Source organism: Streptomyces sp. NPDC021093, assembly GCF_044333135.1.
Taxonomy (GTDB): domain Bacteria; phylum Actinomycetota; class Actinomycetes; order Streptomycetales; family Streptomycetaceae; genus Streptomyces.
In genome coordinates this window covers 1-26,559 of record NZ_JBIRQJ010000002.1, presented here as the reverse complement: position 1 = coordinate 26,559, position 26,559 = coordinate 1, and the positions used below count along the sequence as shown (strand labels likewise).

Annotated in this window: 15 protein-coding genes; 3 read left to right on the top strand and 12 right to left on the bottom strand. The window is 70.8% G+C overall.

Annotated features, from left to right (window positions below; all coding sequences use genetic code 11):
• Positions 1 to 92: 92 nt before the first annotated feature.
• Together ACH4SP_RS05450 and ddaH are read right to left on the bottom strand one after the other, a co-directional pair.
• Positions 93 to 1,901, bottom strand: a complete 1,809-nt coding sequence (locus ACH4SP_RS05450; protein ID WP_398409595.1) for a 2-isopropylmalate synthase — start codon at positions 1,899 to 1,901, stop codon at positions 93 to 95.
• Positions 1,902 to 1,982: 81 nt separating this feature from the next.
• The gene (gene ddaH / locus ACH4SP_RS05445; protein ID WP_398409593.1) at positions 1,983 to 2,840 is read right to left on the bottom strand and encodes a dimethylargininase; all 858 of its coding nucleotides are present in this window, start codon (positions 2,838 to 2,840) and stop codon (positions 1,983 to 1,985) included.
• A 295-nt stretch (positions 2,841 to 3,135) separates the two neighbouring features.
• Between ddaH and ACH4SP_RS05440 the strand changes: the two genes are divergently transcribed.
• On the top strand, positions 3,136 to 3,561 hold the full coding sequence (locus ACH4SP_RS05440; protein ID WP_398409591.1) for a hypothetical protein: 426 nt from the start codon (positions 3,136 to 3,138) through the stop codon (positions 3,559 to 3,561).
• Between the two features lie 296 nt (positions 3,562 to 3,857).
• Here the strand turns inward: ACH4SP_RS05440 and ACH4SP_RS05435 are convergent, their stop codons facing one another.
• The 8 genes from ACH4SP_RS05435 to ACH4SP_RS05400 all read right to left on the bottom strand — a co-directional run bounded on the left by ACH4SP_RS05435 (position 3,858) and on the right by ACH4SP_RS05400 (position 13,279).
• A complete protein-coding gene (locus ACH4SP_RS05435; protein ID WP_398409589.1) occupies positions 3,858 to 4,493 on the bottom strand; it encodes a hypothetical protein in 636 nt (211 codons plus the stop codon).
• Positions 4,494 to 4,776: 283 nt separating this feature from the next.
• A complete protein-coding gene (locus tag ACH4SP_RS05430; RefSeq protein WP_398409587.1) occupies positions 4,777 to 5,433 on the bottom strand; it encodes an ATP-binding cassette domain-containing protein in 657 nt (218 codons plus the stop codon).
• A 384-nt stretch (positions 5,434 to 5,817) separates the two neighbouring features.
• Complete coding sequence (locus ACH4SP_RS05425; protein WP_398409585.1) at positions 5,818 to 6,846, bottom strand: LacI family DNA-binding transcriptional regulator; 1,029 nt, start codon at positions 6,844 to 6,846, stop codon at positions 5,818 to 5,820.
• A gap of 56 nt (positions 6,847 to 6,902) precedes the next feature.
• Complete coding sequence (locus tag ACH4SP_RS05420) at positions 6,903 to 8,939, bottom strand: glycoside hydrolase family 36 protein (protein WP_398409583.1); 2,037 nt, start codon at positions 8,937 to 8,939, stop codon at positions 6,903 to 6,905.
• A 5-nt stretch (positions 8,940 to 8,944) separates the two neighbouring features.
• Positions 8,945 to 9,835: a carbohydrate ABC transporter permease gene (locus ACH4SP_RS05415; protein ID WP_398409581.1), complete on the bottom strand. Its 891-nt coding sequence runs from the start codon at positions 9,833 to 9,835 to the stop codon at positions 8,945 to 8,947.
• Positions 9,832 to 10,653 carry a carbohydrate ABC transporter permease gene (locus ACH4SP_RS05410; protein WP_398409579.1) on the bottom strand — a complete coding sequence of 274 codons (822 nt, stop codon included), beginning with the start codon at positions 10,651 to 10,653 and terminating at the stop codon, positions 9,832 to 9,834. The genes ACH4SP_RS05415 and ACH4SP_RS05410 overlap by 4 nt, the downstream gene beginning before the upstream one ends.
• Before the next feature lie 161 nt (positions 10,654 to 10,814).
• A complete protein-coding gene (locus tag ACH4SP_RS05405; RefSeq protein WP_398409576.1) occupies positions 10,815 to 12,146 on the bottom strand; it encodes an extracellular solute-binding protein in 1,332 nt (443 codons plus the stop codon).
• Positions 12,131 to 13,279 carry an aminotransferase class V-fold PLP-dependent enzyme gene (locus ACH4SP_RS05400; RefSeq protein WP_398409573.1) on the bottom strand — a complete coding sequence of 383 codons (1,149 nt, stop codon included), beginning with the start codon at positions 13,277 to 13,279 and terminating at the stop codon, positions 12,131 to 12,133. The genes ACH4SP_RS05405 and ACH4SP_RS05400 overlap by 16 nt, the downstream gene beginning before the upstream one ends.
• A 1,749-nt stretch (positions 13,280 to 15,028) precedes the next feature.
• Between ACH4SP_RS05400 and ACH4SP_RS05395 the strand changes: the two genes are divergently transcribed.
• On the top strand, positions 15,029 to 15,859 hold the full coding sequence (locus ACH4SP_RS05395) for a thioesterase II family protein (RefSeq protein ID WP_398409571.1): 831 nt from the start codon (positions 15,029 to 15,031) through the stop codon (positions 15,857 to 15,859).
• 131 nt (positions 15,860 to 15,990) lie between these two features.
• Positions 15,991 to 16,350 carry a hypothetical protein gene (locus ACH4SP_RS05390; RefSeq protein WP_398409569.1) on the top strand — a complete coding sequence of 120 codons (360 nt, stop codon included), beginning with the start codon at positions 15,991 to 15,993 and terminating at the stop codon, positions 16,348 to 16,350.
• A gap of 114 nt (positions 16,351 to 16,464) precedes the next feature.
• On the opposite strand, the gene ACH4SP_RS05385 is transcribed toward ACH4SP_RS05390, so the two are convergent.
• Both ACH4SP_RS05385 and ACH4SP_RS05380 read right to left on the bottom strand, forming a co-directional pair.
• Positions 16,465 to 24,315: an amino acid adenylation domain-containing protein gene (locus tag ACH4SP_RS05385; RefSeq protein WP_398411720.1), complete on the bottom strand. Its 7,851-nt coding sequence runs from the start codon at positions 24,313 to 24,315 to the stop codon at positions 16,465 to 16,467.
• Positions 24,312 to 26,559 (bottom strand): amino acid adenylation domain-containing protein (locus tag ACH4SP_RS05380; protein WP_398409567.1); only part of this gene is annotated, 2,248 nt, incomplete at its 5' end. The genes ACH4SP_RS05380 and ACH4SP_RS05385, both read right to left, overlap by 4 nt.

Sequence of the window (26,559 nt, the reverse complement as noted above, 5' to 3'; positions counted from 1 at the left end):
CGAATAGACACCGAGCAGGCCGGGAAGGGGGAGAGAACGCGGGCGGACCCGGTCGCGGTCGGCGACCAGGTCCGCACACACCGCTGACGTTCTCAGCGAACGCCCGAGGGAGAGAGGCGGCGTTCGCGCACCTCTCCGGCCGGCTCCGGGTACAGCGGGGGCTCGCTCTGCTCGTCGTCCCGCATGCGGTGCACCGCGGCGCGGACGGCCGCGCGTACCGCCTCCTCCTGCGAGGCGTGCAGGCCCACGCCCCAGAACGCCCGGGGGCCGCAGCCCATCTCGCAGAACGCGGTGAACCCCTGCGCAGTGCCGGTCGCCGCTCGTACGACGACGTCCTGCACCACGCCTTCGAGGCCGCAGGCGCGCAGGGCGTTCCGGCCGAGCGCGTACCACCGCTCCTCCCGCTCCCCCTGCCCGTCCTCTCCCGGCTGCCGCCCGTCCGAGCCGGACGGGAAGAGTTCCGCGCGCACCGGATCGGCGGCGAACCGGCCGAGTCCCGGCCGGACGTAACGCTCCTGGAAGGCCGTCCAGAGGTCCGGCGCGCTGACCTCGCCGCCCACCCGCTCGCACACCTTCTGCATGACGGCGGCGAAGTCGATCTGGAGCCGCCGGGGCAGCTCCACCCCGTACTCCGAGCGCAGCAGGTGCGCGATGCCGCCCTTGCCCGACTGGGTGTTGATCCGGATGAGGGCCTGGTAGTCCCGGCCGATGTCGCGGGGGTCGATGGGCAGGTACGGGACGTCCCACAGCTCCTGGGGCGAGTCGCCGCGCGCGGCGAGCCCCTTGGCGATGGCGTCCTGGTGCGAGCCCGCGAACGAGGTGTAGACGAAGTCGCCAGCCCAGGGGTGGCGGGCGTGCACGGTCATCCGGTTGCACTCCTCCGTCACCCGGCGGATCCCGTCGATGTCGCTGAGGTCCAGCATCGGGTCGATGCCCTGGGAGAACAGGTTCATGGCGAGGGTGACGAGGCAGACGTTGCCGGAGCGCTCGCCGTTGCCGAAGAGGGTTCCCTCCACCCGGTCGGCGCCCGCAAGCACCGCCAGCTCCGCGGCGGCCACGCCCGAGCCCCGGTCGTTGTGCGGGTGGGCCGAGAGCAGCGTCCGGTCGCGGTGCGCGAGGTGGCGGCTCATGTACTCGATGCGGTCGGCGAACTCCTGGGGCGGGAAGACCTCGACCGTGGCCGGCAGGTTGATCCGCAGGGCGTGCCGGGCACGCGGCGCCCAGTAGTCGAGCACCGAGTTGCACACCTCCAGCGCGAAGTCCGGCTCGGTCTGGGTGTAGGACTCCGGCGCGTACTGGAGGTAGAGGTCGGTGCCGGTCAGCGACTCCTGGAACTCCAGGGCCTGTTCGGCCCCCGACAGGGCCATCTGCCGGGTCTGCTCGCGGTCCGCCCGGAACACCAGCCTGCGCTGGATCTCCGACGTCGGGTTGAAGATCTGGACGATGGCGCGCGAGGCGCCTTCCAGCGCCTTGACCGTACGGGCGATGAAGTCGCCGCGGATGGGCGCCATCACCTGGATGACCACGTCCTCGGGGATGGCGTCGCTCTCGATCAGGTGCCGGAGGAAGTCGTGGTCGTCCCGGGACGCGGTCGGGTATCCGACCTCGATCTCCTTGAAGCCCATGGCGACGAGCAGGTCGAACATGCGGCGCTTGCGCCGGATGTCCATCGGGTCGATCAGGGCCTGGTTTCCGTCGCGGAGGTCGACGCTGCACCAGAGCGGCGCCCGGCCCGCCTGGCGGCCCGGCCAGGTCCTGTCGTCCAGGCCGATGGGCCGGTACGGGAGGTACTTCCCCCGGGGCATGGGGCTCGGCCGCTGCACTCCGCGGTCCGCGGCAGGGCCCGCGACCGGGTCGGCGGCCGGGGGGAAGTACGGGTGGTCCGTCGAGTTCTCGTCCATTTCTCCTCCACACCGGTCCGGGCGAACTCCCCGGACGGCGATGATGTGGTTTCGGGGACTGCGGGAATGTGCGGAGCGGAACTACCGTGCTGCCGGGCGCAGTTCGAGCGTGCAGCACTTCACGCTGCCGCCCCCCTTGAGCAGCTCGGACAGGTCCACGCCGATCGGTTCAAAGCCGCGCTCCTTGAGCTGGGCCGCGAAGCCGGTGGCGGCCTCGGGCAGCACCACGTGGAGCCCGTCGCTCACCGCGTTGAGCCCGAAGGCTGCGGCGTCCTGCGGGCCGACCAGCACGGCGTCCGGGAAGAGCCGCTCCAGCACGGCGCGGCTGCCGGGCGAGAAGGCGCCGGGCCAGTAGGCGATCTCGTCCCCGTCGAGCACCGTCAGCGCGGTGTCCAGGTGGTAGTGGTACGGGTCGGTCAGCTCAAGGCCGGTCACCGGGAGGCCGAAGAACTCCTGCGCCTCGGCGTGTGCGGCCGGGGTGCTGCGGAAGCCGGTGCCTGCCAGGATCCGGCTGCCGGTGACGAGGAAGTCGCCCTCGCCCTCGTTGACATGGGCGGGGTCGTGCAGTTCGGCGAAGCCGTGCGCCCGGAACCAGTCGAGGTAGGCGGGCCCTTCGGGGCCGCGCTCCGCGTTGCGGAAGCGCGCACCGAGCACCTTCCCGTCGGCCACGGTCGCGCCGTTGGCGGCGTAGACCATGTCGGGCAGGCCCGGCAGCGGGTCGATCAGCTCCACCTGGTGGCCGAGCTCCAGGTAGAGCTCCCGCAGGTTCTCCCACTGCGCGACGGCCACCTCGGTGGCGACCGGCTTCTCCGGATCCATCCACGGGTTGATGGAATACGTGACCTCGAAATACGTGGGGCGACACATGAGGTACCGACGAGGACGTGCACTCCGCGCACTTCCATTACGGTCGGACACCTGCTGACTCTGTGGACTCATTCCGCTCCAAAAGTATTCTGCTTCGAATGGCATCTCCTTGAGAGCCGGGTACAGATTGCCGTTCGGCAAGTGCGGGTCGCTACGTCTTTAAGGCGACACGAAATGAACCAGGCCAGGCACACACTGTCGGCTGCACCGCTCGTCGGCAGCGCTCTGCCCTGACCCGGTGCAGTGCACTGCACCCGCCTTTTGGGTACCTGCCCCACTGCATTCGGCGGCGGCCGCCGACACACTGGAACCGTCGAGCGAACGAGTCCGCGGAAGGCACGGAGCCGCGGCGGAGGAGGGCGGGGACATGGGTGTGACGTCGAAAGCAGGACGGGCCGGAGCACGGCGCGGCAGGCACGTCGGCGCGGTGGCGGTGGCAATGTCCGCCATCACGGCCCTGCTGGTCGGCGCCTCGGCCTGCGACCCGGGACAGGAAGCGCTGGACCGCACGGAAATGTGCGTGAAGATAGTCAAGATCACTCTGTTCAACCCGTTCCCGGAGGACGCCGCGAAAGCAAAGCGCGATGTCCAGGAACGAGCCGAAGAACTCGACCGGTTGACCGCTTCGGCCCCGGACGAGAAACTCCGTAAAGCCATCGAATCCACTGCGGACTCGCTGCGCACCGCCGAACCGAAGGACAGCGGAGCACGCACGGTCGTCGGCTATCTCACCGAACAGAACGAGCGGCTCAAAGAGCTTCGGAATACTTGCCTCAACGCAAACGACTTCTAATCCCGATTTCTGAGCAGGCAGCCACCCGGCCGCCGGCTCACCCGGACTGGACGCCCCGGCTGTTACCCCCGGCACTCGGGGCGTCCTTCTTCTCCGACAACACCCTCTGAGAAAAGGAAATGCTCATGCCGAACCCCGGATGGCAGCCGCAGGGCGAGAAGCCGCTGTGGCCCTGGATCGTGCTCGCGCTGGTGGTGGTGGGCGTGGCGATCAACGTGTTCATCACCGTCTGAAGACCGACCGCCGCGTGGCGCCTCCTGGGACGAGGGCGCCACGCGGCGGTCACTTCCGGGGTGTCAGTACAGATACGCGGGCATCCGCCAGCTCTGTTCCATGGGTACGGGATAGAAGAGCGTGGGGGTGTCAGGCCCCGCCGCCCGGTGCAGCACCCGGGGGGCCAGCGGCGACAGGAAGATCGAGGGCGAGAGCAGCAGCCCTCCGGCGTCGAGCGTCATGTCCTCGCCCTGCTGGGCGCAGACTTCCAGCACCGGGGCGGACCAGCGGATCGACGAGTGGAGCGTGCTCAGCAGCTTCTCGGGCCCCTGCGTGACGGCGATCCGCCGGCGCGCCGCCCGGTCCGCGTCCAGGACCCGGTCGAGGTGGATCCGGTAGGGCGCGACGGCGATCCGGTGGAACTCGCGCAGATCGCGCACCAGCATCGGTTCGTGCGTACGGTCGGCCGCCGGGGTTCCGGGGCGGGCCCGCTGCACCACGTTGTCCATGTCGGGGAACGGGCGGATCGTCTGGGCCATGGTGACGAGGTCACGTACGGCGCGATGGCGCACCACGCTCCTTCGCCAGCGCTGGAACGGCTGCCCGCCCGCGTTCCGGCCCAGCAGCTCCAGGGCGAAGAGCGATTCTCGGAATTCGTCCAACTCGGTCAGTATGCACGCCTTCGGCACACTGGCCGACTCGAAACGGATACGCCGCATGACTCCCCCATCAGCCCATCAACGCCTGCTCCACCATCCGGCTTCCGCCGACCGCCCCCGTCCGTCCAGGGATCTCACGGTCGGTGGCACCAGCCGGCTTCCCGAGGAGCGGCCTGGACCGAGGGGTTTCCCGCTTCCCCGGCCCCGCGACCCGCTCACTCAACAGGCCTCACCCTAAAGCGGGTTGACCCTTCGCAGAAGTGGAGCCCCCGCCCACAGCCGGGTGCAGTTAACTACACCCGGACCGGTGCCGGGGAACGTCTCCGCCGCGCCCGGGTGGACCTCAGATGGACGAAGCCATCTTCAGGCAGTCGGCGATGCGGTCGGGGTCCGCGCCCGCGAGCGCGTCCACGATGAGACCGTCGCGCAGGAACAGGGCCGCGTCGGCGCGCGCGGCGGCAGCCGGGTCCGAGGTCACCATCACCACGGCGACGCCGGTGCCGGTGACCGCGTGGCGCAGCACCTCGGCCCACTCCCCGGGTCCGCCGGCCGTCTCGTGCGCCACGGGCTCGTCGACCAGCAGGAGTTGCGGGTCACGGGCGAGCGACCGGGCGACCGCCAGCTGCGGCGCGTACGCCGCGGCGAGGCTCTCGGCCGCGTCGCGGCGGTGCTCCCACAGCCCCGTCGCCTCGTAGAGGCCGCGCAGCTTCTCCGCCCCCAGACCGGCCCCCGCTCCGGACGCCCGCTCCACGTACTCCCCCACCCGCTCGCCCGGCAGTGGCTTCTCGTCGGTGGCCAAAGTGGCCGCGCCGGTCCCCCCGGGGCTGCGGCGCACCGCCCCCGAACTGGGCAGCACCTCCCCTGCCAGACAGCCGAGCAGCGTGCTCTTGCCCGCGCCGGACCCGCCCATGACCGCGAGGAAGCAACCGGGCCGCACACCCAGGTTGACACCCTTCAGCGCCATGGTGGAGCGGGATCCGTGACCGTAGGTCTTGGTCACGTCGTCCAGAGAAACGACCATGGGCTCGGGAACAGGGTCCTCGAAGCCATCCGTGTCGTACAGCAATGTCTCTCCCCAGCTCGCAGGAGGCATCCGTACAGAAATGCCCGTGCCGAACCACACTAATGAGCCATCCGTGCAAGGCACATGACCGTCACGGTTACGGCGAACACCCCCGCACGCTTCGTACCCGCCCGCGCACGGGCAGGTACGGCGGAGCGGGCCGACGCCCCCCTGGCGACACACCCCCGCCGCCGCCGGATGCAGCGTGTGCAGTAACCGGGAGCTTAAAGGTTTTTCGCCAAACAATCCCAATACCGGGCGAGGCTCCGCGAGTTCGGGCACGAACAGCGCCGCCGCTCGACAAACCCCGCCTTCGGCCGGCTAGCTCCCCGGCGTGCTGCCGCGCACGACGGGCTCCGCGGGGAGCAGCAGCCCGGTCGTCGGGGCCGCGGCGGGATTCTCGACAGCGGTGATCAGCCGGTCGACCAGCGCGTGGGCGATGGCGGGCAGCGGCAGCCGCACGCTGGTGAGGGCGGGCTGGAGGAGCGTGCAGAGCGGGATGTCGTTGAACCCCGTGACGGCGACGTCGGTGCCGACGGTGAAGCCCGCGGCGCGGACGGCCTGGTAGGCGGTCAGGGCGAGCCAGTCGGTCGCGCAGACCAGGGCGGTGGGGCGGTCCGGGCCGGTGAGCAGGTGCTGGACGGCCCTGGTCAGCGCGGCCGGTTCGTCGTCGGGGACGCCGACCTCGAAGGCTCCGTCGGGGGCGGCGGCCGCGGCCTGGAGGAAGCCGGTCCTGCGGTCGGCGAGCCAGGGCAGGGAGGCGGCGGAGTTGAGGAAGCAGATCCGGCGGTGGCCCTGGTCGAGGAGGAGTCGGACCAGTGCGGCGGTGCCGGCGGTGGAGTCGATGTCCACCCAGTTCTGCGGGCGGCCGGGGGCGGTGCGGCCGAAGGCGGCGAACGGGAAGCGGGCCTCGGTGAGCACGTCGACCCGGGGGTCGTCGTGCACGACGTCGGAGAGGACGAACCCGTCGACCTGACGGGCCGCGATCAGTCCGTGGAAGGACTTGGCGACGGCGGCGGCGCCCTGCCGCGGGTCGGAGCGGAACAGCAGGATGCGGTGACCGACGGCGTCCGCCGCGGTCACCAGGGCCTGCAGGAAACCGCCCATCAGGGGGTTGGGGTCGGCCGGGTTGTCGGCGGGGGCGGGATAGCCGATGACCTTGCGGGTGCCGGTGCGCAGGCTGCGGGCCGACTGGTCGGGCTGGTAGCCGAGTTCGTCGATGGCGGCGGTGACCCGGGCGAGAGTGGTGGCGCGCAGTCGGTCGGGGGCGTTGAGGGCGTTCGAGACGGTCTGGCGGGAGACTCCGGCCGCGCGTGCGACGTCCTCGATGGTCACCTGGCGAGCGGTCATCGTTCCTCTGGTGGTTGGGGGCCGGGACGGCGGGCGGCCGCCCCGGCCCCCGGTCGTCAGTGCCCGCGGGTCAGGGTGAGCAGGCCACCTGTGGGTACGGTCACCGGGTTCGCTCCGGCGACGAGGTCGAGCACCGTTTCGGACAGGATCTCACCACGGCAGTCCTGTACGAGGGCGAGGGCCCGTTCCGGGCGGACCGCGGTCAGGAGCACCACGGGGTCGGCGTCCGCGTTGGCGACGAGCAGGGTCTGCGGGCCGTCCGCGCCTGCCCTGTCGGGAAGGGCGACGGGCAGCGGCGCGTAGCGTGCGACCACGGTGGTGCGGGAGTCGTGGGCACGGACCTGCGGATAGCCGAGGTCCGGCCGTGCGGGTTCCAGGGCGCCGAGCTGGAGCACGTCGGCGTGGTCGCGGAAGACGCCGAGCCAGAAGCGCACGGCGGCCAGCTGACCGGGGGTCTGGGCGGCGAGGTCGACGGAGATCTGCGGTACCGAGAACAGGGCGTTGACGAGGTGGACGGCGACGTACTCGGGCGGCTCGGCCGGGTGCCACATGATCATGTCGGCGTGCACGGCGAGCGGGCCCGCGGTGAGCCGGCAGTCGACGGTGCGCTGGCGGTTCTCGGCGGGGCTGAGCGGGCAGTCGACGGCGCGGACCATGGTGACGTACGGCCACAGGGCGGGGCTGACGTACGGCTGCCGGTGCTCGACGATCACGTCGGGGCGGGTGCGGCGCAGCCGGGCGTCGAGGTCGGCGAGGAGTTGCCGTACGCCTTCGTGAACGGCCGTGCAGTCGGCGCCGACCGGCGCGGGCGGGGGGTCGGTGACGGCGAAGCGGTCGATGAAGTCGAGCTTCAGGCCGTCCAGGTCCCACTGTTCGACGGCGCGGGACACCTTCTCGATCAGGTACGCGCGGACCTCGGGGTGGCGGGGGTCGAGCACGGCCGCTTCCAGTTCGGGCTCGTCGCGCAGGACCATGCCCTGGAAGCGGGCCCAGGCCTCGTTGTGCCGGCCGATGAACGGCAGTGCGTACCACAGCAGTTGGGCGAGGCCGAGCCGGTGGACCTCGGCCACGTGGGCCGCGGGGTCGGGGAAGGCCGCCGGGTTGGGCTCCCAGTCGCCGCAGTGGCCGTAGCCGCGGGTGCGGTCGGCGGTCTGCCAGCCGTCGTCGACGATGACGCTCGCGCAGCCGACGGCCGCGGCGAGTGCCGCCTGGCGTTCGACGGCGGCGGCGTCGACGTTCTGATGGAGGCTGTACCAGGTGGAGTAGGCGGGCAGCCGGGCGGCGGGGGCGACACCGGGATGCCGCAGCCCCTCGGCCCACCAGGTGGTGACGTCCTTGAGGGTGGCGGCGAAGTGACGTCCGCCGAGGTCGATCCGCAGCCGCAACGGCGGCCCGCCCGGGGTGAGTTCCTGCTCGACGGTGAAGGCGAACTCGCCGCTCTCCTCCACCACTCCGGCGCCGACGCGCACGGGCGCGGAGGTCTCGCCGAGCGCGGCGGTGCACAGGGCGCGGTCGTCGGCGCCGATCAGGCTGGCGACGGGGGCGCCGAGGGCGAGGGAGACGGTCCGGGGTGCGTTCCAGGACGGCGGCAGCCAGCGGGAGGCGCTGCTGTCGGGGGTCCAGTAGGCGGTGGCACCCACGCAGGGGACCCGCCATTCGGCGTGGACGGTGACGGTGGCGGGGCCGGTGACGAGGGCGGTGACGGGGCCGGTGACAGGGCTGGTGGGTGTGGCTGACGCGGCGGTCGCGGGTGCTGCCGTCGCCACGACCTCGATCAGGGCGATGCCGTCGCCGACCGGGGTGACGGTGGTCTCCAGGTGCTCGCGACCGGGCCCGGTGGGGCGGAAGTGCACGACGAGCGGATCGCCCGTGGAGTGGCGGAGGCCGGTGGCGAGCGCCAGATGGCCGGCGGGGTCGGGGGCGCCGGGGGCGTCCGCTGCCGGGAAGGTCGGACGCCAGGCCGGGACGGGCCACTGCGAGGCGCTGTCCGGTGCGGAAGCGCTGCCCGGTGCGGAGGAGTTGTCCAGTGCGGAGGCGTTGTCCAGTGCGGAGGCGTTGTCCGGTGCGGAGGCGTTGTCCGGTGCGGTGGTCACGGGGCTCACTCCTTGGTCGCTCCGGCCAGCAGGCCGGAGATGAACTGGCGTTGCAGGACGAGGAAGAGGGCCATCACGGGGATGGCGGCGATCGCGCTGGCCAGCAGCACCTGCGCGTAGTTCGTGGTCGACAGCCCCTGCAGGGTGGCGGTGGCCACCGGCAGCGTGTACATCTCCGGGCTGCGCAGCGCGATCAGCGGCCAGACGAACTGGTTCCACGCGCCGAGGAAGACGAACAGCGCGAGCGCCGCGATGACCGGCCGGTTGACCGGGACGACGATCCGCCACAGCACCCGCAGTTCGCCCGCGCCGTCCACGCGTGCCGCGTCGAGGAGTTCGTCGGGCATGGAGCGCAGTGCCTGCCGCATCAGGAAGATGCCGAACGGGGTGACCAGACCGGGCAGTACGACCGACTGGTAGGAGTCGATCAGGCCCAGGTCCATCATCATCCGGAAGATCGGGATCAGCATCACCGTGTCGGGGATGACCAGGGTGCTGAGCAGCGCGACGAAGAACAGGTTGCGCCCGCGGAAGTCGAACTTGGCGAAGGCGTAGCCCGCCAGCACCGAGACGACGACGGCGCCGACGGTCTGGACGCCCGCCACCAGCACGGTGTTCAGCAGCACGCGGGTGAGTCCGATGGACTCCTCAAGACCGCGCAGGTTCTCCATGAGGTGGCCGCCGGGCAGCAGTTTCGGGGGCCAGGAGAAGACGTCCTTGTCGTCCTGGGTCGCGGCGATCGCGAGCCAGTAGAACGGGCCGACGCAGAGCCCGAAGGCACCGGCGAGCATCAGGGTGAGCAGGGGCGCCCGGCGCCTTCTGCGGGACTTCACCCGCGTACCGGGGGACTTCTTCGGCATTCCGGGGGCCTTCACCGGTGTTCCGGGGGCCTTCATCGGCGTTCTCCGATCAGCCGGACCTGGAGGATGCCGAGTACGGACACGATCAGCGCGAGCGCGTAGGCGAGGGCCGACGCGTAGCCGAAGTCGAAGTACTTGAAGCCGTTGTCGTAGAGGTACATGGTCACCGTCAGGGTGGCGTTGTCGGGGCCGCCGCCGGTGAGGACGTACGGCTCGTCGAAGAGCTGGAGGGTGCCGATGCTGGAGAGCACCACGGTGAGGAGCAGGATCGGCCGCAGCTGGGGAAGCGTGATGGAGAAGAAGCGGCGGACCGGGCCCGCGCCGTCGACCTTCGCGGCTTCGTACAGCTCGGTGGGAACGCCCTGCAGGCCTGCCAGGTACATCACCGCGTTGTAGCCGGTGTAGTGCCAGGTCAGGACGAGGACGATGGCCACGCGGGCCCAGGAGGGGCTGCCGAGCCAGTTCACCCGGTCGACGCCGAACAGCGACAGGACCCAGTTCAGCAGTCCGGCGTCGCGGTTGAGGATCACGGAGAACATCACGCCCGCGGCGACCAGCCCGGTCAGCGAGGGGACGAAGACGCCGAGCCGCCACAGCGGGCGCAGCCAGACCTTGGCGGAGTCGAGGCCGAGGGCGACGAGCAGCGCGAGGCCGAGCATCAGCGGCACCTGGACGACCAGGATCAGCGCGGTGTTCTCCAGCGCGGTCCAGAACAGCGGATCGCCCAGCAGCCGACGGTAGTTGGCGAGACCGGAGAAGTGCTGGTCGGCGCCGTTGCCGGTGGTGAGACTGATCCAGAGCGAGGCGACGATCGGGTACGCCTTGAAGATCGCGAAGCCCAGTACGGCGGGCATGATCAGCAGGTACGGGACGGAGCGGCGGGTCAGCAGCCGACGTCGGCCGGGCCGGACACGACCACGGCCACGGCCACGGGATCGGCCGGTGGGCGGGGGCTTCCCGCGGCCGGCCGAGGGGGCTGCGGCGGGAGCGCGTCCGGGCGGGGCGAGGGACATGGTCAGGCCGCCTGCTGCCGACCGGTCTGCCGGGCGAGCTGCTCGGCGGCGGCCTTGAGGGCGGTCGCCGGGTCGGCGCCCTTCAACAGCACCTGACTCTGGGCGTCACTGGCGAACTTGAGGGCGCGGGGGTAGTCGCCGGTGAAGTTGGTGGCCGCCGATCCGGCGCCGAGCGAGTCGACGAAGGACTTCAGCACCTTCTGGCCGCCGTAGAAGGGGTGCGGCGCGGTGAACCTCGGGTCGGCGTAGGCCGCTTCGAGGGCGGGGAAGACGCCGCCCGAGGCGAACATCCGGTTGATCTCGGCGGGCTTGGTGAGGGCGTACTCGATGAACCGCCAGGCGGCCCGGCGGCGCGGGCTGGAGGCGGCGACGGTCAGATAGGTGGAGTTGACGAGGGCGCTGCGGCCGCCCCCGGGGACGGCGGCGGGCGGCCGTATGACGCGCCACTTCCCCTTCTGCGCCGGGAACTTGGCGGCCAGGTACTCGACGGCCCAGGCCGGGTTCGGGTCGGTGGCCAGCTTCCCCTGGCTGAGCAGGCGCTTCTCGGTCCCCTCGCCCGCGGTGTCGGCGATCAGTCCGGCGTCGTTGAGCCGCTTGATGACGGTGAGGGCCCGGACGGCGGCCGGGGAGGCGAGCGTGATCCTGCCCTCGCGGTCGAAGTAGAAGGCGTCCTGAAGCTGCATCAGGTTCTGGAAGAAGTCCATGTCCTGCGTGGTGCCCGGCTTGTCGAGGCCGAGCAGCTGGGCGCCGGTGGCGGAGAGGATCTTCGGCCCGGCGGCGATCACGTCGTCCCAGCTGCGGAGGGACTCGGGGTCGACACGAGCCTTGTCGAAGTAGTCCTTCCGGTAGAACAGGCCGAGCGGATTGACCTCCCAGGGCAGGGCGTGCACGGCCTTGTCCTTGCCGATGACGGTCGGCCACAGGCCTTTCGCGAAGGCGTCCTTGTACCGGTCGGCGCCGAGCGCGGACAGGTCGGCGAGGCCCTCGGGGAACTTCTCCAGGTAGCCGGGCAGGTAGTCGACGCCTATGTGCAGTACGTCGGCGAGTCCCTTGCCGCCCGAGGCGAGGCCGACGGTGAGCTTGTCCCAGATGGCCGGGTTGCCGACGTCCTGGATGTCGACCTTGATGTGGGGGTTGTCCCGCTCGAAGGAGGGGACGACGCCGCGCAGGGCCTCGGCCGCGGTGGTCCAGCTCCAGACGGTGATCCGGCCGGTGTCGCCGTCGCCGCCCGCACCACCGCCCGCGCCGTTGTCGCCGCAGGCGGTCAGTCCGAGCCCGGCGGCGGACGCGGTGGCGAGCTGGAGCAGCCGGCGGCGGCTCAGTGGGTGGGACATGTCGGCTCCTGACGAGGGTGGGGCGTGCGGTGGGTGAGGGTGTGCAGTGCCCCGGCGAGCAGGTCGGCCGCGGCACTCGGCGTGGAGGCGTGGGGGGAGAGCCGGATCCACTCGTCGCGGCGGGTGGTGATCACTCCGGCCGCTTCGAGGGCGCGGTGGACGGCGCCGGGGTCGTGTCCCGGCAGCCGGAAGGAGGCGATCCCGGCACGCTCGTACGGGCCGATTCCGTCCATCAGTACGTCGGCTCCGGCCCGCCGTACCCGGTCGAGCAGTTCGGCGAGGGTGGTACGGATCCGGGCGCCGACGGCGGCCGGACCGCCCTGCTCGACCAGGTCGTCGAGGGCCGCGCCGAGCGCGGCGGCGGCCGTGAAGTCCGGGTTGGTGGCGAGGTGCGCGGCGGCCCCGGGCAGCGGCGGCGCCGGGTGCCGCGCGGCGAAGGGCTCCGTGACACCGGCCCAGCCGCCGAGCCCGGACGCCAGGTGCCCGGCGCACCGGTCGCGGATCAGCAGCAGCGCGGCGCCCCAGCCGGCCCGCAGCCACTTCTGGCCGCCGCTGACGAGGATGTCGGCGGCGTCCGCTTCGAGCGGTACGGCGCCCAGGCCCTGGATGCCGTCGACGATCAACAGCCGTCCCGGCCCGAGGACTTCCTTGAGCGCGGCGAGCGGTGCCACAAAGCCGGTGAGCGAGTCGACGGCGCTGACGGTGAGTGCGGTGACGTCCGGGGTGAGGTGACGGCGCAGCAGGTCGGGGGTGATGTGCCGGCCGCGGTCCGGGTCGACGAGACGGACCGCGGGACCGCCGCGGCCGGCGAAGCGGAGCCAGGGGTAGAGGTTGGCGGGGAACTCGCCGCGGGGCACCAGCAGGGTGCCGGGGGCACGGAGCGCCGCGGCCACGGTGAACAGCCCGTTGCTGGTGGAGGGGGCGAGGGCGATCTCGTGCGGAAGGGCGCCGAGCAACCGGGCCGCCGAGGCCCTTGCCTCGTCACCGAGGACGAACAGCCGGTCGAGATCGGCGGGGTCCACCCGGACGGCGAGCGCGGCCGCGGCGGCGAGCGCGTCGGCGGCCGGACGGGAGAGCGGACCGACCCTGGCATGGTCGAGATAGCCTGCCCGCGCAGAGATTTGATCGTTCAAAGTACGTCCCAACTCATGGCTCTCAGTAGGCTCCTGGGGATTTGAAGGTTCACATTAGGGAGCCCGACACACTCCAGCAAGACCTTCGACGGAACGTTCTCGCGGTGCTTCGGGTCGCTTGCCGCCGTCCACTTGGCCGTGGGGATCAATGGGGTGGACGCGATGCGGGGGGGGGCGCGAAGGGGTGCGCGAGACAGGACGGAGGGTCCGTCAGGCCCCGCAGGCGCTGCCGGAGGGTCCGGGGTCCGGGGCCGCCGGGCAGCGGCTGCGGCACGGGCCGTTGGGAGCGCGTCGGGCGACGCGCTCGCCGCGTACCCGCTCAGGATGCCGATGCCGAATGTGCTGCCGGGCGAAGTCATCACTGCCGGGCCCGCTCACCGCGACGTCATGCCGGTTCGGGATGCGGCCGTTCCTCCGTGCCGGGACGCTGGAACAGCCACACCGGACGTCCCCGGAGGTACGGGTTCAGCGCGTCCGAGTCGGGGTGGCGGCACGGTTCAGCGCGTGCGCGTCGGGCTGGCGGCACGGTTCAGCGCGTCCGAGTCGGGGTGGCCGCCGAGCGGCATCCCCTCGTGGCCCGGCCGAGCACCCACCGCACGGCGGACCAGCCGGGCAACGGTATTGGGGACCGTCACCCGGCTGTCCGTCCCGCGGCTCCCCTCAGAGCCGCAGCCCGGGATTCCCCCGTCACTCAGGTCCGGGTGAGGTTTCCGTAGCAGCGTCCGGGCCCCCGCCCCTGGCTCTGCCCGGTACCGGCGGTGATCGTCACTCCGCCCTCCAGCCTCACACCCGGACCGTTCGTACGATCCCGTGCGATCACCAGCATGGGGCACGCGCGTTCGCCCTCGCGGCCGCGTTGACGGTCCTCTGACGTCGGACGACTCCGGCTTGACGTCATCCTTACGACACCGCGAACGACCAGGTCAGCGGGGGTGACCGGCACGGTCGGGAGCGCCACGGGCGCTCCCGGCGAGGGCCGGAGCACGAACCTGCCGCAGTAACGGCCGTTGCCGGGCGCGCAGTTCGATCTCCCGCTGCGACCAGTCACGCCGCTGCGGAACGGGACCAGGAGCGCGGCGACGGCCGGCAGTACAGCCAGGACCGCGGCCAGCGCGATCCGGTGGCGCAAGGAACGCCGCCACCCGCGATGCCCCTGCAGCGAGAGCGCAAGCCGGACCCCCGCTCGATGCCGGTACGGCGGGAACGTACGGGCCGACGAAACGACGTGTCCGCACACCGCTCCCCGGGCATCCAGCGGTGCCGGTCGCGAATGGCCGCCCCGGCCGTCACCGAGAAGGCCGGGGCGTGGCGCCGACGTTACGCCCGCCCCGGCCGGGTCGCGACGGGTCATGACGGGCCACTGACGGCAACTCGCCAAGTCCTGACGGGTTACAGACGGGCGGTCAGATGGGCGGCCAGACGGGGCGGCCAGCTGGGCGGCCCTGGCCGACGACACCCGGGAGCGACCTTGGCCCCCGGCCCCGGAGTGCATCCGCGCACGCCAGTGGCGCACAAGCCGCCCCCGTAACGGACCGAAGCGCCAACAGCAGCCCCGGCACGCGGACTTCGCGCAGCGCTGACGCTGATCCGCCCAGGTTCCGGGAGTTGGCCCCCTCGACCCGCCGCGCCGGGCGGCTCCGACCGTACGCCCGCCGCCCGGCCCCCGCGATAGGCCTTCAATAGGCAGGGCTCATACGCTCTGGGCCGGCGGTTTCGCCGGCACGTCCCCGAGAGGAATCGATGTCACGCATGTCCCCCTCCACCACATCAGCGGCGAGCGAACCCGCGGTCGGCAGCTCATGGTTGCGCCCTCTGCGCCGCGTGCCGGACCCGCGCATGCGGCTGGTGTGCTTCCCGCACGCGGGCGGCGCCGCGAGCTTCTTCCGCGAATGGCCGCAGTGGCTCGCCGCGGACGTCGAAGTCTTCGCCGTGCGCTACCCCGGCCGCGAGGACCGGATCAACGAACCCTGTGTGACGGACATGGCCGGCCTCTCCGGGCCCATCGCGGACGCGGTGGCTCCGCTCATGACGGTGCCGACGGCGTTCTTCGGGCACAGCATGGGAGCCTCGGTGGCGTACGAGGTCGCACGGCGACTGTTGGGCAGTGGGCGTTCCGGCCCGGCCGCGCTGTTCGTCTCGGGACGCGCGGCGCCGCACCGGCTGCGGCTCTCCGACACGGGTTCCCGGACCGACGAGGCCCTGGTCGCCGACGTACGCCGGAGGGGCGGACCGCTGGCGGCGGCCCTGGACCACCCGGATCTCCTCGATCTGGTCCTGCCCTCGATCCGGGCCGACTACCGGTTGGTGGACTCCTACGCCACGCAGGCCACGGTCCAGCCGCTCCCCATACCCATCACCGCCTACTACGGCGAGGACGACGTCGACAACCCCGCCGAGAACATCCTCGCCTGGGCGGACGCGGCGGCGGACACGGCGGCGGACACGGCCGCAGGAACTGCTGCGGGAGCCGACGGATTCGCCTCCCGCAGCTTCCCCGGCGGACATTTCTTCCTCGTCCCGCAGGCGGCCGAGGTGGTCGGCGACATCAATTCCCGTCTCTCCGGGAACCGCGGCAACTGATGTCCCCGCACCACTTATCGCCCCTTCGGGCAACCGGGATATCCCACTGATAAGCACCTTCCCTAAAGTCTGCCGCGGAGACACTCTCCAGCCTTTAAGTGAATTCGGTTTCTTTGCAACAGGAGACGAAAGTGCTGAAGAAGAACTACTACCGCGCGACCGCACTGGCAGCCGCCGCGGTGCTTTCCGCCCTGGCTCTGCCCGGCACCGCCCAGGCCGCTACCGGGACCATCACGTACAGCGGCCACCGCGAGGGAACGATCACCAATCCCCAGGACGGCGTCTGCATCAACCTGCCGAAGAAGAGCGAAGAGGCGTCGTTCGGCGCGGGCTGGGTCACGAACAACACCGACAAGACGATTCGGGTCTACTACTTCAGCGACTGCCGTGAAGGAGACGGGGCCACTGCCAAGGTGCTCAAGCCCGGCGGGAAGGCAGAACCGGGCGGCTGGTACCCGATCGCCGGCTACCTGTCCGTGAAGGCAGGCTGATTCGAGCCACAGCGGCTCCGGCTCCGTAGGGACCCCGACTTCCTGCGGAGCGGGCCGTCCGCCTGTGACACGCACAATGTGCGTGTCACAGGCTTTTCCGCATGTCCGCGGACGTCAGTCGACGTTCCTCAACTGCTGGGTCAGCGCGTCGATCTCCTCCTGGCTCAGGTCGACGAGCCCGAGGTCCGACGGCGTGTAACCTCCGGCGTCCGGCATCTGCGCGTGCTCCGCGACGGCCTGCAGCACCTGCGTCCAGTCCGACGCGAGTTCCTGGATGTCGCCCTCATCGAACAGCGCGGCCGGCCAGGTCCAGGTGGCGGTCAGCACCGGGCCGTCCGGCAGGTCCTGGGTCACCGCGTTGATCTCCAGCGCATGGCTGAGCGGCATTTCCGGGTCACGGCCCAGTGGTCCGCGGACACCCGGTACGACCGCCCAGTCCGTGCCGCCCCCGGGGTGCACGGCCGCGAATCGCCCGAGGTAGTTGAACCCGATCTGAGGCGGTTCACTCCTCGCAAGTCCGGGCTTCGTCTCCGGGTTGAGGTGACGCAGCATGCCGTAGCCGATGCCGGAGTCAGGCAGGGCCCTGAGCTGTTCCTTGACCGCCTTCAGCGCCGCGCCGAGCGCCGGCCCCGCCGGGTGCGGGCGGCCCTCGTCGACCGGGCCCGGATCGAGGCTGACCGGGAAGAGGGTGGTGAACCAGCCGACCGTACGGTGCAGGTCCAGGCCCTCCGCGAGGTGCTCCCTGCCGTGGCCCTCAAGGTCGATCAGGACCTGGGTACCGGCGGTCCCCCGGCGGCGCCGCCACCGCACCACCGCGAGCGCGAGCGCGGTGAGGAGCACATCGTTGACACCGGCGTGGAACGACGCCGGCACCACGGTCAGCAGGGACTCGGCAAGCCCGCCCGGCAGTCGCGATTCCAGCGACCCGGCCGTACCGGCGAGGTCCAGGTCGGGGTCGAAGCGCCGCTTGCCCAACTGCGGGTCGGGGGTGTCCAGTACGGCGGCCCACAGCGGGAGTTCCGCCACCCTTCCCGGCTCACGGGCCGCCGCGGCGAGCGTCCGCGTCCAACGGCGGAAGGACGTCGGCACCGGGGCGAGCCGGGGCTCTCCGTCTCCTGCCGAGCCTTCCCAGGCGGCGGCCAGGTCGGGCAGCAGCACCCGCCACGAGACGCCGTCGACCACCAGGTGGTGAAGGACGAGCAGCAGCATGCCGGGGTGGTCGGCACCTGCGTCGAACCACACGAACTGCGCCATCACACCGGCCGCGGGCGCGAGCCGACCGCGAGCCGCCTCGCCCTCCTCGGCCACCAGCCGCTCAACGGCGGAAGGATCCGCTCCGCACACGTCGACCCGGGTCAGGACCGAGGCCGCCGTCACCGCCCCCCTGGGCGGGATGTGGAAGTGCCAGGGCGCATCGCTCCCTTCTTTCCTCCCCGCCCCTTCTTCCGCGGCGACCAGTCTCATACGCAGGACGTCGTGGCTGTCGAGGAGCGACTGGAGTGCGGTGGTGAGCCGGGCGGCTCCCGCTCCCGCCGGTACCTGGACCGTCATCGACTGGTTGAACCCCTGGTAAGAGCCGCCCAGTTCACGGAGCCAGTGGACGATCGGGGTCGCCTCCAGGTCGCCGTCGGCTTCCTCCTCGTCGTCGGCCGCCTCGGCGTGCGGCTGGGCGACGGCGGCGAGACCGGCGGGGGTCTGGTACGCGAAGACCTCCCGCGGAGCGAAGTCCAGTCCTGCGGAGCGCGCACGGCTCACCAACTGGATGGCGAGAATACTGTCGCCGCCGATTTCGAAGAACTTGTCGTCGGGGCCGACGTGGCCGAGCCCGAGGGTCTCGGCGAACAGCCCGCAGAGCACTTCCTCCTGCGCGGTGCGCGGGACCTGCCCCCCACCAGGGGCCTCGGGGCCTGCCGAGGGGGCGGGGAGGGCCTTGTGGTCGATCTTCCCGTTCGGCGTCAGCGGCAGGGACTCCAGCGCGACGAAGAAGGACGGCACCATGTAGTCGGGCAGCCGGGCGGCCATCCCCGTACGCAGCACTGCCGGATCCCGGTCGGATCCCTCCGCCACCACGTAGGCGACCAGCCGCTTCTCCCCCGGGCGGTCTTCGCGGACGACCACCGTGGTCTGCCGTACTCCTGGCAGTGACCCGAGAACCGACTCGACCTCGCCCAGCTCGATCCGGAACCCCCGGACCTTCACCTGACCGTCGACCCGCCCCACGAACTCCAACTGACCGTCCGCACGCCACCGCACCAGATCACCCGTCCGGTACAACCGGTCCCCCGGCGACCCGAACGGATCCGCGACGAACCGCTCCGCGGTCTGCGCCGCACGCCCCAAGTACCCGCGCGCCAACCCGACACCCGCCAGATACAGCTCACCCACCACACCCACCGGAACCGGGGCCAGGCCCCGATCCAGCACATGCACCCGGGTGTTGGGCAGCGGCGAACCGATTGGCGGCACCCCCGCACCCGACAGCGGCGCGCTTATCGTCGCGCACACCGTCGCCTCGGTGGGCCCGTACCCATTGACCATCAACCGCCCCGCGGACCAGCGCTCGACCACCCCCGGCGGACACGCCTCGCCGCCCGCCACCAACGTCATACCCGACGGCACCCCCTCCAGGGGCAGCACCGCCAGGGCCGCGGGGGGCAAGGTCGCATGCGTCACCCCGAAGGTGGTGAGCAGATCCGCGAGGGGCTCTCCCGGAAGCATCTGCTCCTGCTCCGCCACGATCAGCCGTGCCCCGGCCGAGAACGTGAGGAAGACGTCCCACATCGCCACATCGAAGCCCGGGGACGCGAATTGCAGCACCCTGCTGTCCGAGGAGATCCCCAGCCGCTCCACCGCACCTGCGGCAAGATTCGCAATACCCGAATGGGACACCACCACCCCCTTCGGCAACCCTGTCGAACCCGACGTGTAAATCACGTACGCCGCAGAGCCCAGCCTCAGTGAAGAAGTCCGCTCACCGTCGCCCAGATCCGCACCCGAGAATCCGCTCAACTCCTCCGCGACATCGGGAGAGTTCAGCAGTACTCGGGAGAACGGGCCCGTGAGCCCCGCCGCCACCTCCGAATGGCTGATCAGACAGACCGGAGCCGCGTCACCCAGTACATACTCCTGACGCGCGGCCGGATGGTCGAGGCTCACCGGCAGATACGCGCCACCGGCCTTCATCACCGCCAGCAACGCCACCACCAGCTCCACCGACCGGGGCAGCGCCACCGCCACCACCCGCTCAGGACCCACCCCCAACGACACCAGATGGCGCGCCAGCCGGTTCGCCCGCGCATTCAGCTCCGCATAACCGACCTCCGCCCCACCACAGGCCACGGCCACCGCATCCGGAGTACGGCCCACCTGCCGCTCGAACAGCACCGGGAACGACACCGCGTCCACCCGCGACTCAGCGGAGTTCCATTCCTCCAGCTGCGTCCGCTCCGTACCGGAAAGCAGCTCCAGACGGCCCACCGGAACCTCCGGAGACGCCACCGCCCCACGCAGCAACCGCACGAACCGCGCCGCCAGACCCTCCACCGTCGAACGGTCGAACAGGTCCACCGCGAACGACAGCTCGCCCACCAACCCGTCCGGCGAACCGCCGGCCCCACGGCACTCCCGCAGGCTGAGAGCCAGATCGAACTTGGCCGCCCCGAGGTCGACACTTCCGAGGCTCGCGGTCAGATTCGGCAGTACGACGTCGTCGGTCACTTCGCTCTGCAGGGTCAACGTGACCTGGAAGAGGGGGTGGTGTGCCAGCGAACGAGCCGGGTTGACCGACTCCACCAACTGCTCGAACGGCACATCCTGATGAGCGAAAGCCGCCAGGTCCGACTCCCGGACCCGCTCCACCAACTCCAGGAAACCCGGATCCCCCGACGTGTCCGTCCGCAACACCAACGTATTGACGAAGAACCCCACCAGATCATCCAGAACCTCGTCCGAACGACCCGCCACCACCGTACCGACCGGCACATCCGTACCCGCACCAAGCCGCGTCAACAACGCCGCCAGACCCGCCTGCAACACCATGAACAACGTCGCCCCAGCACGCCGCGCCAACGCCGCCAACTCACCGTGCAACCCCGCATCCAACCGGAACTCAACACGCCCACCCACATGACTCGCCACCGCAGGACGAACCCGGTCGAGAGGAAGGTCGATCAGCTCCGGCAGCAGCGCCAGACGTTCCTGCCAGTACGCCGTCTGGCGTGACAGCACGCTGTCCGGGTCCTCCTCGGAGCCCAGCACCTCCCGCTGCCAGAGCGCGAAGTCCGCGTACTGCAGAGGCAGTTCGTCCCAGTCCGGAGCCGAACCGCCCGACCTCGCCCCGTACGCCCGTGACAGATCCGCCAGCAACGGTCCTGTCGATCCCCCGTCCGTCACCACGTGATGCATCAGCACCAACAGCACATGCCGGTCCGCAGCCACACGGAACAACGTCACCCGCACCGGGACCTCGGCAGTCAGTACGAACGCACGCCGCGCCGCCGCGTCCAACGCCTCGTCCAGGCCTTCGGACGCGACCTCCACCACATCGAACGGCGCCGCCCCCGCGGCCACCGGTCGCACCACCTGCCGAGGCACCCCGCCCACCGCGGGGAACACCGTCCGCAGGCTTTCGTGCCGGCCCACCACGTCGCTCCACGCCAACCTCAGCGCAGGCACGTCCAACGGCCCCTCCAAGTGGCAGACCAACGGCACGTTGTACGTCGCACTGGGCCCCTCCACCTCGCCCAGCACCCACAACCGCTGCTGCGCGTACGAGAGCGGAACGGTGTCCGGGCGCACCTTGCGGGAGGGGGCGTGACGTGCCTGTTCCGCCTGGCGGACCGCGGTCGAGAGCGTCGCGGCCGTGGGGTTCTCGAACACCGCCCGGATCGGCAGTTCCACTCCGAGTGCGGTGCGGATCCGGCCGATGAGACGGGCGACCAGAAGTGAGTGACCGCCGATGTCGAAGAACTTGTCGTCGGGGCCGACGTGGCCGAGCCCGAGGGTCTCGGCGAACAGCCCGCAGAGCACTTCCTCCTGCGCGGTGCGCGGGAGCCGCTTTTCGTACGGAGCCGAGGGGCCGACTGAGGGGGCGGGGAGGGCCTTGTGGTCGATCTTCCCGTTCGGCGTCAGCGGCAGGGACTCCAGCGCGACGAAGAAGGACGGCACCATGTAGTCCGGCAGCCGGGCGGCCATCCCCGTACGCAACGCTGCCGGATCCCAGCCGGGGCCCTCCGCCACCACATAAGCCACCAGCCTCCGGTCTCCAGGAGAGTCCTCGCGGACCACCACCGTGGTCTGCCGCACCCCCGCCAACGACCCCAGAACCGACTCGACCTCGCCCAGCTCGATCCGGAACCCCCGGACCTTCACCTGACCGTCGACCCGCCCCACGAACTCCAACTGACCGTCCGCACGCCACCGCACCAGATCACCCGTGCGATACAACCGCTCCCCCGGCAACCCGAACGGATCGGCCACAAACCGCTCCGCGGTCAGCCCAGCACGCCCCAAGTACCCGCGCGCCAGACCCACACCCGCCAGATACAACTCACCCACCACACCCACCGGAACCGGAACCAGACCCCGATCCAGCACATGCACCCGGGTGTTGGGCAGCGGCGAACCGATCGGCGGCACCCCCGCACCCGACAGCGGCGTACTCATCGCCCCGCACACCGTCGCCTCGGTGGGCCCGTACGCATTGACCATCAGCCGCCCTGCCGACCAGCGCTCGGCCAGCCCCGGCGGACACGCCTCGCCGGCCGCCACCAACGCCATGCCCGACGGAACCGCCTCCGGAGGGAGCACGGCGAGTACTGCGGGCGGGAGCGTCGCATGCGTCACCTGGTGCGCCCGGAGCAAACCGGCGAGGCCGTCCCCCGGGAGCAGATCGTCGTCTTCCGCCACGATCAGCCGTGCTCCGGCCGAGAACGTGAGGAAGACGTCCCACATCGCCGCGTCAAAACTGGGGGACGCGAATTGCAGCACCCTGCTGTCCGAGGAGATCCCCAGCCGCTCCACCGCACCTGCGGCAAGATTCGCAATACCCGAATGGGAAACCACCACCCCCTTCGGCAACCCCGTCGAACCCGACGTGTAAATCACGTAGGCCGCAGAATCCAGACCCAGGGAAGAAGTCCTCTCACCATCCGTGAGATCTGTATCGGGGAAACGGCTCAACTTCTCGGCGAATGCGGGGGAGTTCAGCAGTACTCGGGAGAACGGGCCCGCGAGCCCCTCCGCCACCTCCGCATGGCTGATCAGACAGATCGGAGCCGCGTCACCCAGCACATACTCCTGACGCGCGGCCGGATGGTCGAGGCTCACCGGCAGATACGCACCACCGGCCTTCATCACCGCCAGCAACGCCACCACCAGATCCACCGACCGGGGCAGCGCCACCGCCACCACGCGTTCAGGCCCCACCCCCAACGACACCAGATGCCGCGCCAGCCGGTTCGCCCGCGCATTCAACTCCGCATAACCGACCTCCACCCCGCCGCAGGCCATGGCCACCGCATCCGGAGTACGGCCCGCCTGCCGCTCGAACAGCACTGGGAACGGCACCGCATCCACCCGTGCCGTCGTACCGCTCCACTTCTCCAACTGCGTCCGCTCCGTGCCGGAAAGCAGCTCCAGACGGCCCACCGGAACCTCCGGAGACGCCACCGCCCCACGCAGCAACCGCACGAACCGCGCTGCCAGACCCTCCACCGTCGAACGGTCAAAGAGGTCCACCGCGAACGACAGTTCACCGACAACCCCAGCGGGCGAACCGTCGACCCCACGGCACTCCCGCAGGCTGAAGGCCAGATCGAACTTGGCCGCCCCGGAACTCAGGTCTTCGACCGTGGCCCGACCGCCCGGGAGAACGAAGTCACCCTCGGGGCTGTTCTGCAGTGCCAGCAGAACTTGGAAGAGGGGGTGGTGTGCCAGCGATCGGGCAGGGTTGACCGACTCCACCAACTGCTCGAACGGCACATCCTGATGAGCGAAAGCCGCCAGATCCGACTCCCGGACCCGCTCCACCAACTCCAGGAAACCCGGATCCCCCGACGTGTCCGTCCGCAACACCAACGTATTGACGAAGAACCCCACCAGATCATCCAGAACCTCGTCCGAACGACCCGCCACCACCGTACCGACCGGCACATCCGTACCCGCACCAAGCCGCGTCAACAACGCCGCCAACCCCGCCTGCAACACCATGAACAACGTCGCCCCGGCACGCCGCGCCAAAGCCGCCAACTCACCGTGCAACCCCGCATCCAACCGGAACTCAACACGCCCACCCACATGACTCGCCACCGCAGGACGAACCCGGTCGAGGGGGAGATCCAGGAGCTCCGGCATTCCGGCCAACTGTTCGTTCCAGAAGGCCAGTTGGCGACCGGCCAGCCCCTCAGGCGCCCCCGGCTCGTCGGAGCCCTCCAGCAACTCCCGCTGCCATACCGCATAGTCCGCGTACTGCACCGGCAGTTCGTCCCAGTCCGGGCCCGAACCCGCCGTCCGGGAGCGATACGCGTCGGACAGGTCCCGCAGCAGCGGGGAGAAGGACCAGCCGTCCGCCACGATGTGATGCATCAGCACCAACAACGCATGACGGTCCGTGCCGCTCCTGAACAACGTGACCCGCACGGGGAGTTCGGACTCCAGCACGAACGCGTGCCGCGCCCCGGCCCTCAGCGCCGAATCCAGCTCGCCCTCCGCGACCTCCACCTCGTCGAACGGCGAGACCCCCTCGGCCGCTCCGAGAATCCGCTGCCACGGGACCCCTTCGACCTCGGGGAACACGGTCCGCAGGCTTTCGTGCCGGCCCACCACGTCGCTCCACGCCAACCTCAGCGCAGGCACGTCCAAGGCCCCTTCCAGGTGCAACACCAACGGCACGTTGTATGTCGCGCTGGGCCCTTCGAGGCGGTGAAGGAACCACAACCGGCGCTGCGCATAAGAGAGCGGAATCATGTTGTTCGGGTGACCTTTCGCAAGGGGCGGATGAGCGGCCGCGCCTTTTCGGCGGTTTCGAGCGTGGGGGCAAGGGTGCGCACGGTGGGGTTCTGGAAGAGGGTGCGCAGGGTGATTTCCAGGCCCAGCGAGGAACGAATGCGGCTGATCAGACGCGTTGCCAGCAGGGAATGACCGCCAAGGTCGAAGAAGTCGTCGTCGATGCCGACCCGGTCGACCCGAAGTGTCTGCGCGAACAGCGCGCACAGTGCGGCCTCTTGAGGCGTGGAAGGGGCCGTGTGGGGCGCCTCAGGATCGGTGGCCGGGGCGGGGAGGGCCTTGTGGTCGATCTTCCCGTTCGGCGTCAGCGGCAGGGAGTCCAGTGCGACGAAGAAGGACGGCACCATGTAGTCGGGCAGTTGGGCGGCCATTCCCGTACGCAGCGCTGCCGGATCCCCGTCGGATCCCTCCGCCACCACGTAGGCGACCAGCCGCTTCTCCCCCGGCGTGTCCTCACGGACCACCACCGTGGCCTGCCGGACTCCCGTCAACGCACCGAGAACCGACTCGACCTCGCCCAGCTCGATCCGGAACCCCCGGACCTTCACCTGACCGTCGACCCGCCCCACGAACTCCAACTGCCCGTCCGCACGCCACCGCACCAGATCACCCGTCCGGTACAACCGCTCCCCCGGCAACCCGAACGGATCCGCGACAAACCGCTCCGCGGTCTGCGCCGCACGCCCCAAGTACCCGCGTGCCAACCCGACACCCGCCAGATACAGCTCACCCACCACACCCACCGGAACCGGAACCAGACCCCGGTCCAGCACGTACGCGCCGGTGCGGTCCATGGGCACGCCGATCGGAGGCGGCCCCGGGTGCGTGTACGGGGTGGGCAGGCGGCTGCAGGTCGCGAAAGTGGTGCCTTCCGTGGGTCCGTAGACATGGGTGACGACGAGGTCGGGGTACTTCTCGGTCACCGTGCGCATCGCCGTGGGAGAGGCGGACTCACCGCCTGTCCACACCTCCCGCAACGACGTCAGAGTCGCACTCGGGTCGTCGGCCAGCAGGTTGAACAGGGCGGTGGTGAAGAAGGCCACGGTGACACCCGCGTCCTTCACCAGCGCGCCCAGCGCCACGGGGTCGAGCTGACCCGGCGGAGCGATCACGACCTGGCCGCCGCGCAGCAGGGGGGCCCAGATCTCGTAGGCGGAGGCGTCGAAGGCCAACGGCGAGTGGTGCAGCACCCGGTCGTGAGCCCCGGTGTCGAAGGCCGTGTCCGCGGCCAGTGCGACGAGGCCGCGGTGGGTGATCGCGACGCCCTTGGGCATTCCGGTGGATCCGGAGGTGAACATCACGGAGGCCAGCCGCTCTTCGCCGGAGGCCAGCCGCTCTTCGCCGGAGCCCACCAACGGGTCGGTGTCCTCCGCCGGATCCCCCTCCGCCTGGAGCACGGCCGGGTCGGAGAGGGCTGAGAGGACCACCAGGTCGGGGAGGGACGCGAGGCCCTCCTCTCCCGGGAAGTCGGGCCGGACACCGTCTGTCAGTACCACCCGGGCCGCGCTCTCCCGCAGGATCTCCGTGGTGCGGGCAGCGGGCTGGCGGGGGTCCAGCGGTACGTAGGCGGCGCCCGCCTTGAGGGTGGCGAGCATCGCCACCACCGCGTCGACCCCGCGGTCCAGGAGCAGCGCCACCCGGCTCTCCGGCCCCGCACCGGCCGCGATCAGCCGGTGTGCGAGCCGGTTCGCCCGTACGTCCAGCTCCTGGTACGTCACGAACCGGTCGCCGGAACGCAGCGCCGGGGCATGCGGCGCGTCCGCCACTCGGGCCCGGAAGGCCTCGGGGACCGTCCGGGCCTGCGAGGGACCCCGTTCCGGCTGCACGGGCCGCGGCACGGGGGTCGGGCCCCCGTCCGGAGTCAGGCGCAGGCGTCCCACCGGGGTGTCCGGCTGTCGCAGCACCGTTTCGAGCACGTGCACCAGCCCGTCGGCGATCCGCCGCGCGGTGTCCCGGTCGAAGACGTCCGTCGCGTAGACCAGCGAGCCCGCGACACCGCCGGTGCTCAACTCCTCCAGATTGAAGGTCAGTTCGAACTTCGCGGTCTCGTCGACCGTCGGCTCCATCGTGACCTGAACGCCGGGGAAGTCCAGAGCGACCTGTTCGTAGCTCTGGAGGGTGAGTGCGATTTGGGTGAAGGGGGTGTGGGAGAGGGTGCGGTGGGGGTTGAGGGCTTCGATGACGTGGTCGAGGGGGAGGTCCTGG

Excerpts from the sequence above, each read along its gene's own strand:
- ACH4SP_RS05450 (WP_398409595.1), bottom strand. The coding sequence starts at position 1,901 with ATGGACGAGAACTCGACGGACCACCCGTACTTCCCCCCGGCCGCCGAC.
- ACH4SP_RS05405 (WP_398409576.1), bottom strand. The coding sequence starts at position 12,146 with ATGTCCCACCCACTGAGCCGCCGCCGGCTGCTCCAGCTCGCCACCGCG.
- ACH4SP_RS05440 (WP_398409591.1), top strand. The coding sequence starts at position 3,136 with ATGGGTGTGACGTCGAAAGCAGGACGGGCCGGAGCACGGCGCGGCAGG.
- ACH4SP_RS05415 (WP_398409581.1), bottom strand. The coding sequence starts at position 9,835 with ATGAAGGCCCCCGGAACACCGGTGAAGGCCCCCGGAATGCCGAAGAAG.
- ACH4SP_RS05385 (WP_398411720.1), bottom strand. The coding sequence starts at position 24,315 with ATGATTCCGCTCTCTTATGCGCAGCGCCGGTTGTGGTTCCTTCACCGC.
- ACH4SP_RS05410 (WP_398409579.1), bottom strand. The coding sequence starts at position 10,653 with ATGCCCGCCGTACTGGGCTTCGCGATCTTCAAGGCGTACCCGATCGTC.
- ACH4SP_RS05435 (WP_398409589.1), bottom strand. The coding sequence starts at position 4,493 with ATGCGGCGTATCCGTTTCGAGTCGGCCAGTGTGCCGAAGGCGTGCATA.
- ddaH (WP_398409593.1), bottom strand. The coding sequence starts at position 2,840 with ATGAGTCCACAGAGTCAGCAGGTGTCCGACCGTAATGGAAGTGCGCGG.
- ACH4SP_RS05395 (WP_398409571.1), top strand. The coding sequence starts at position 15,029 with ATGTCCCCCTCCACCACATCAGCGGCGAGCGAACCCGCGGTCGGCAGC.
- ACH4SP_RS05425 (WP_398409585.1), bottom strand. The coding sequence starts at position 6,846 with ATGACCGCTCGCCAGGTGACCATCGAGGACGTCGCACGCGCGGCCGGA.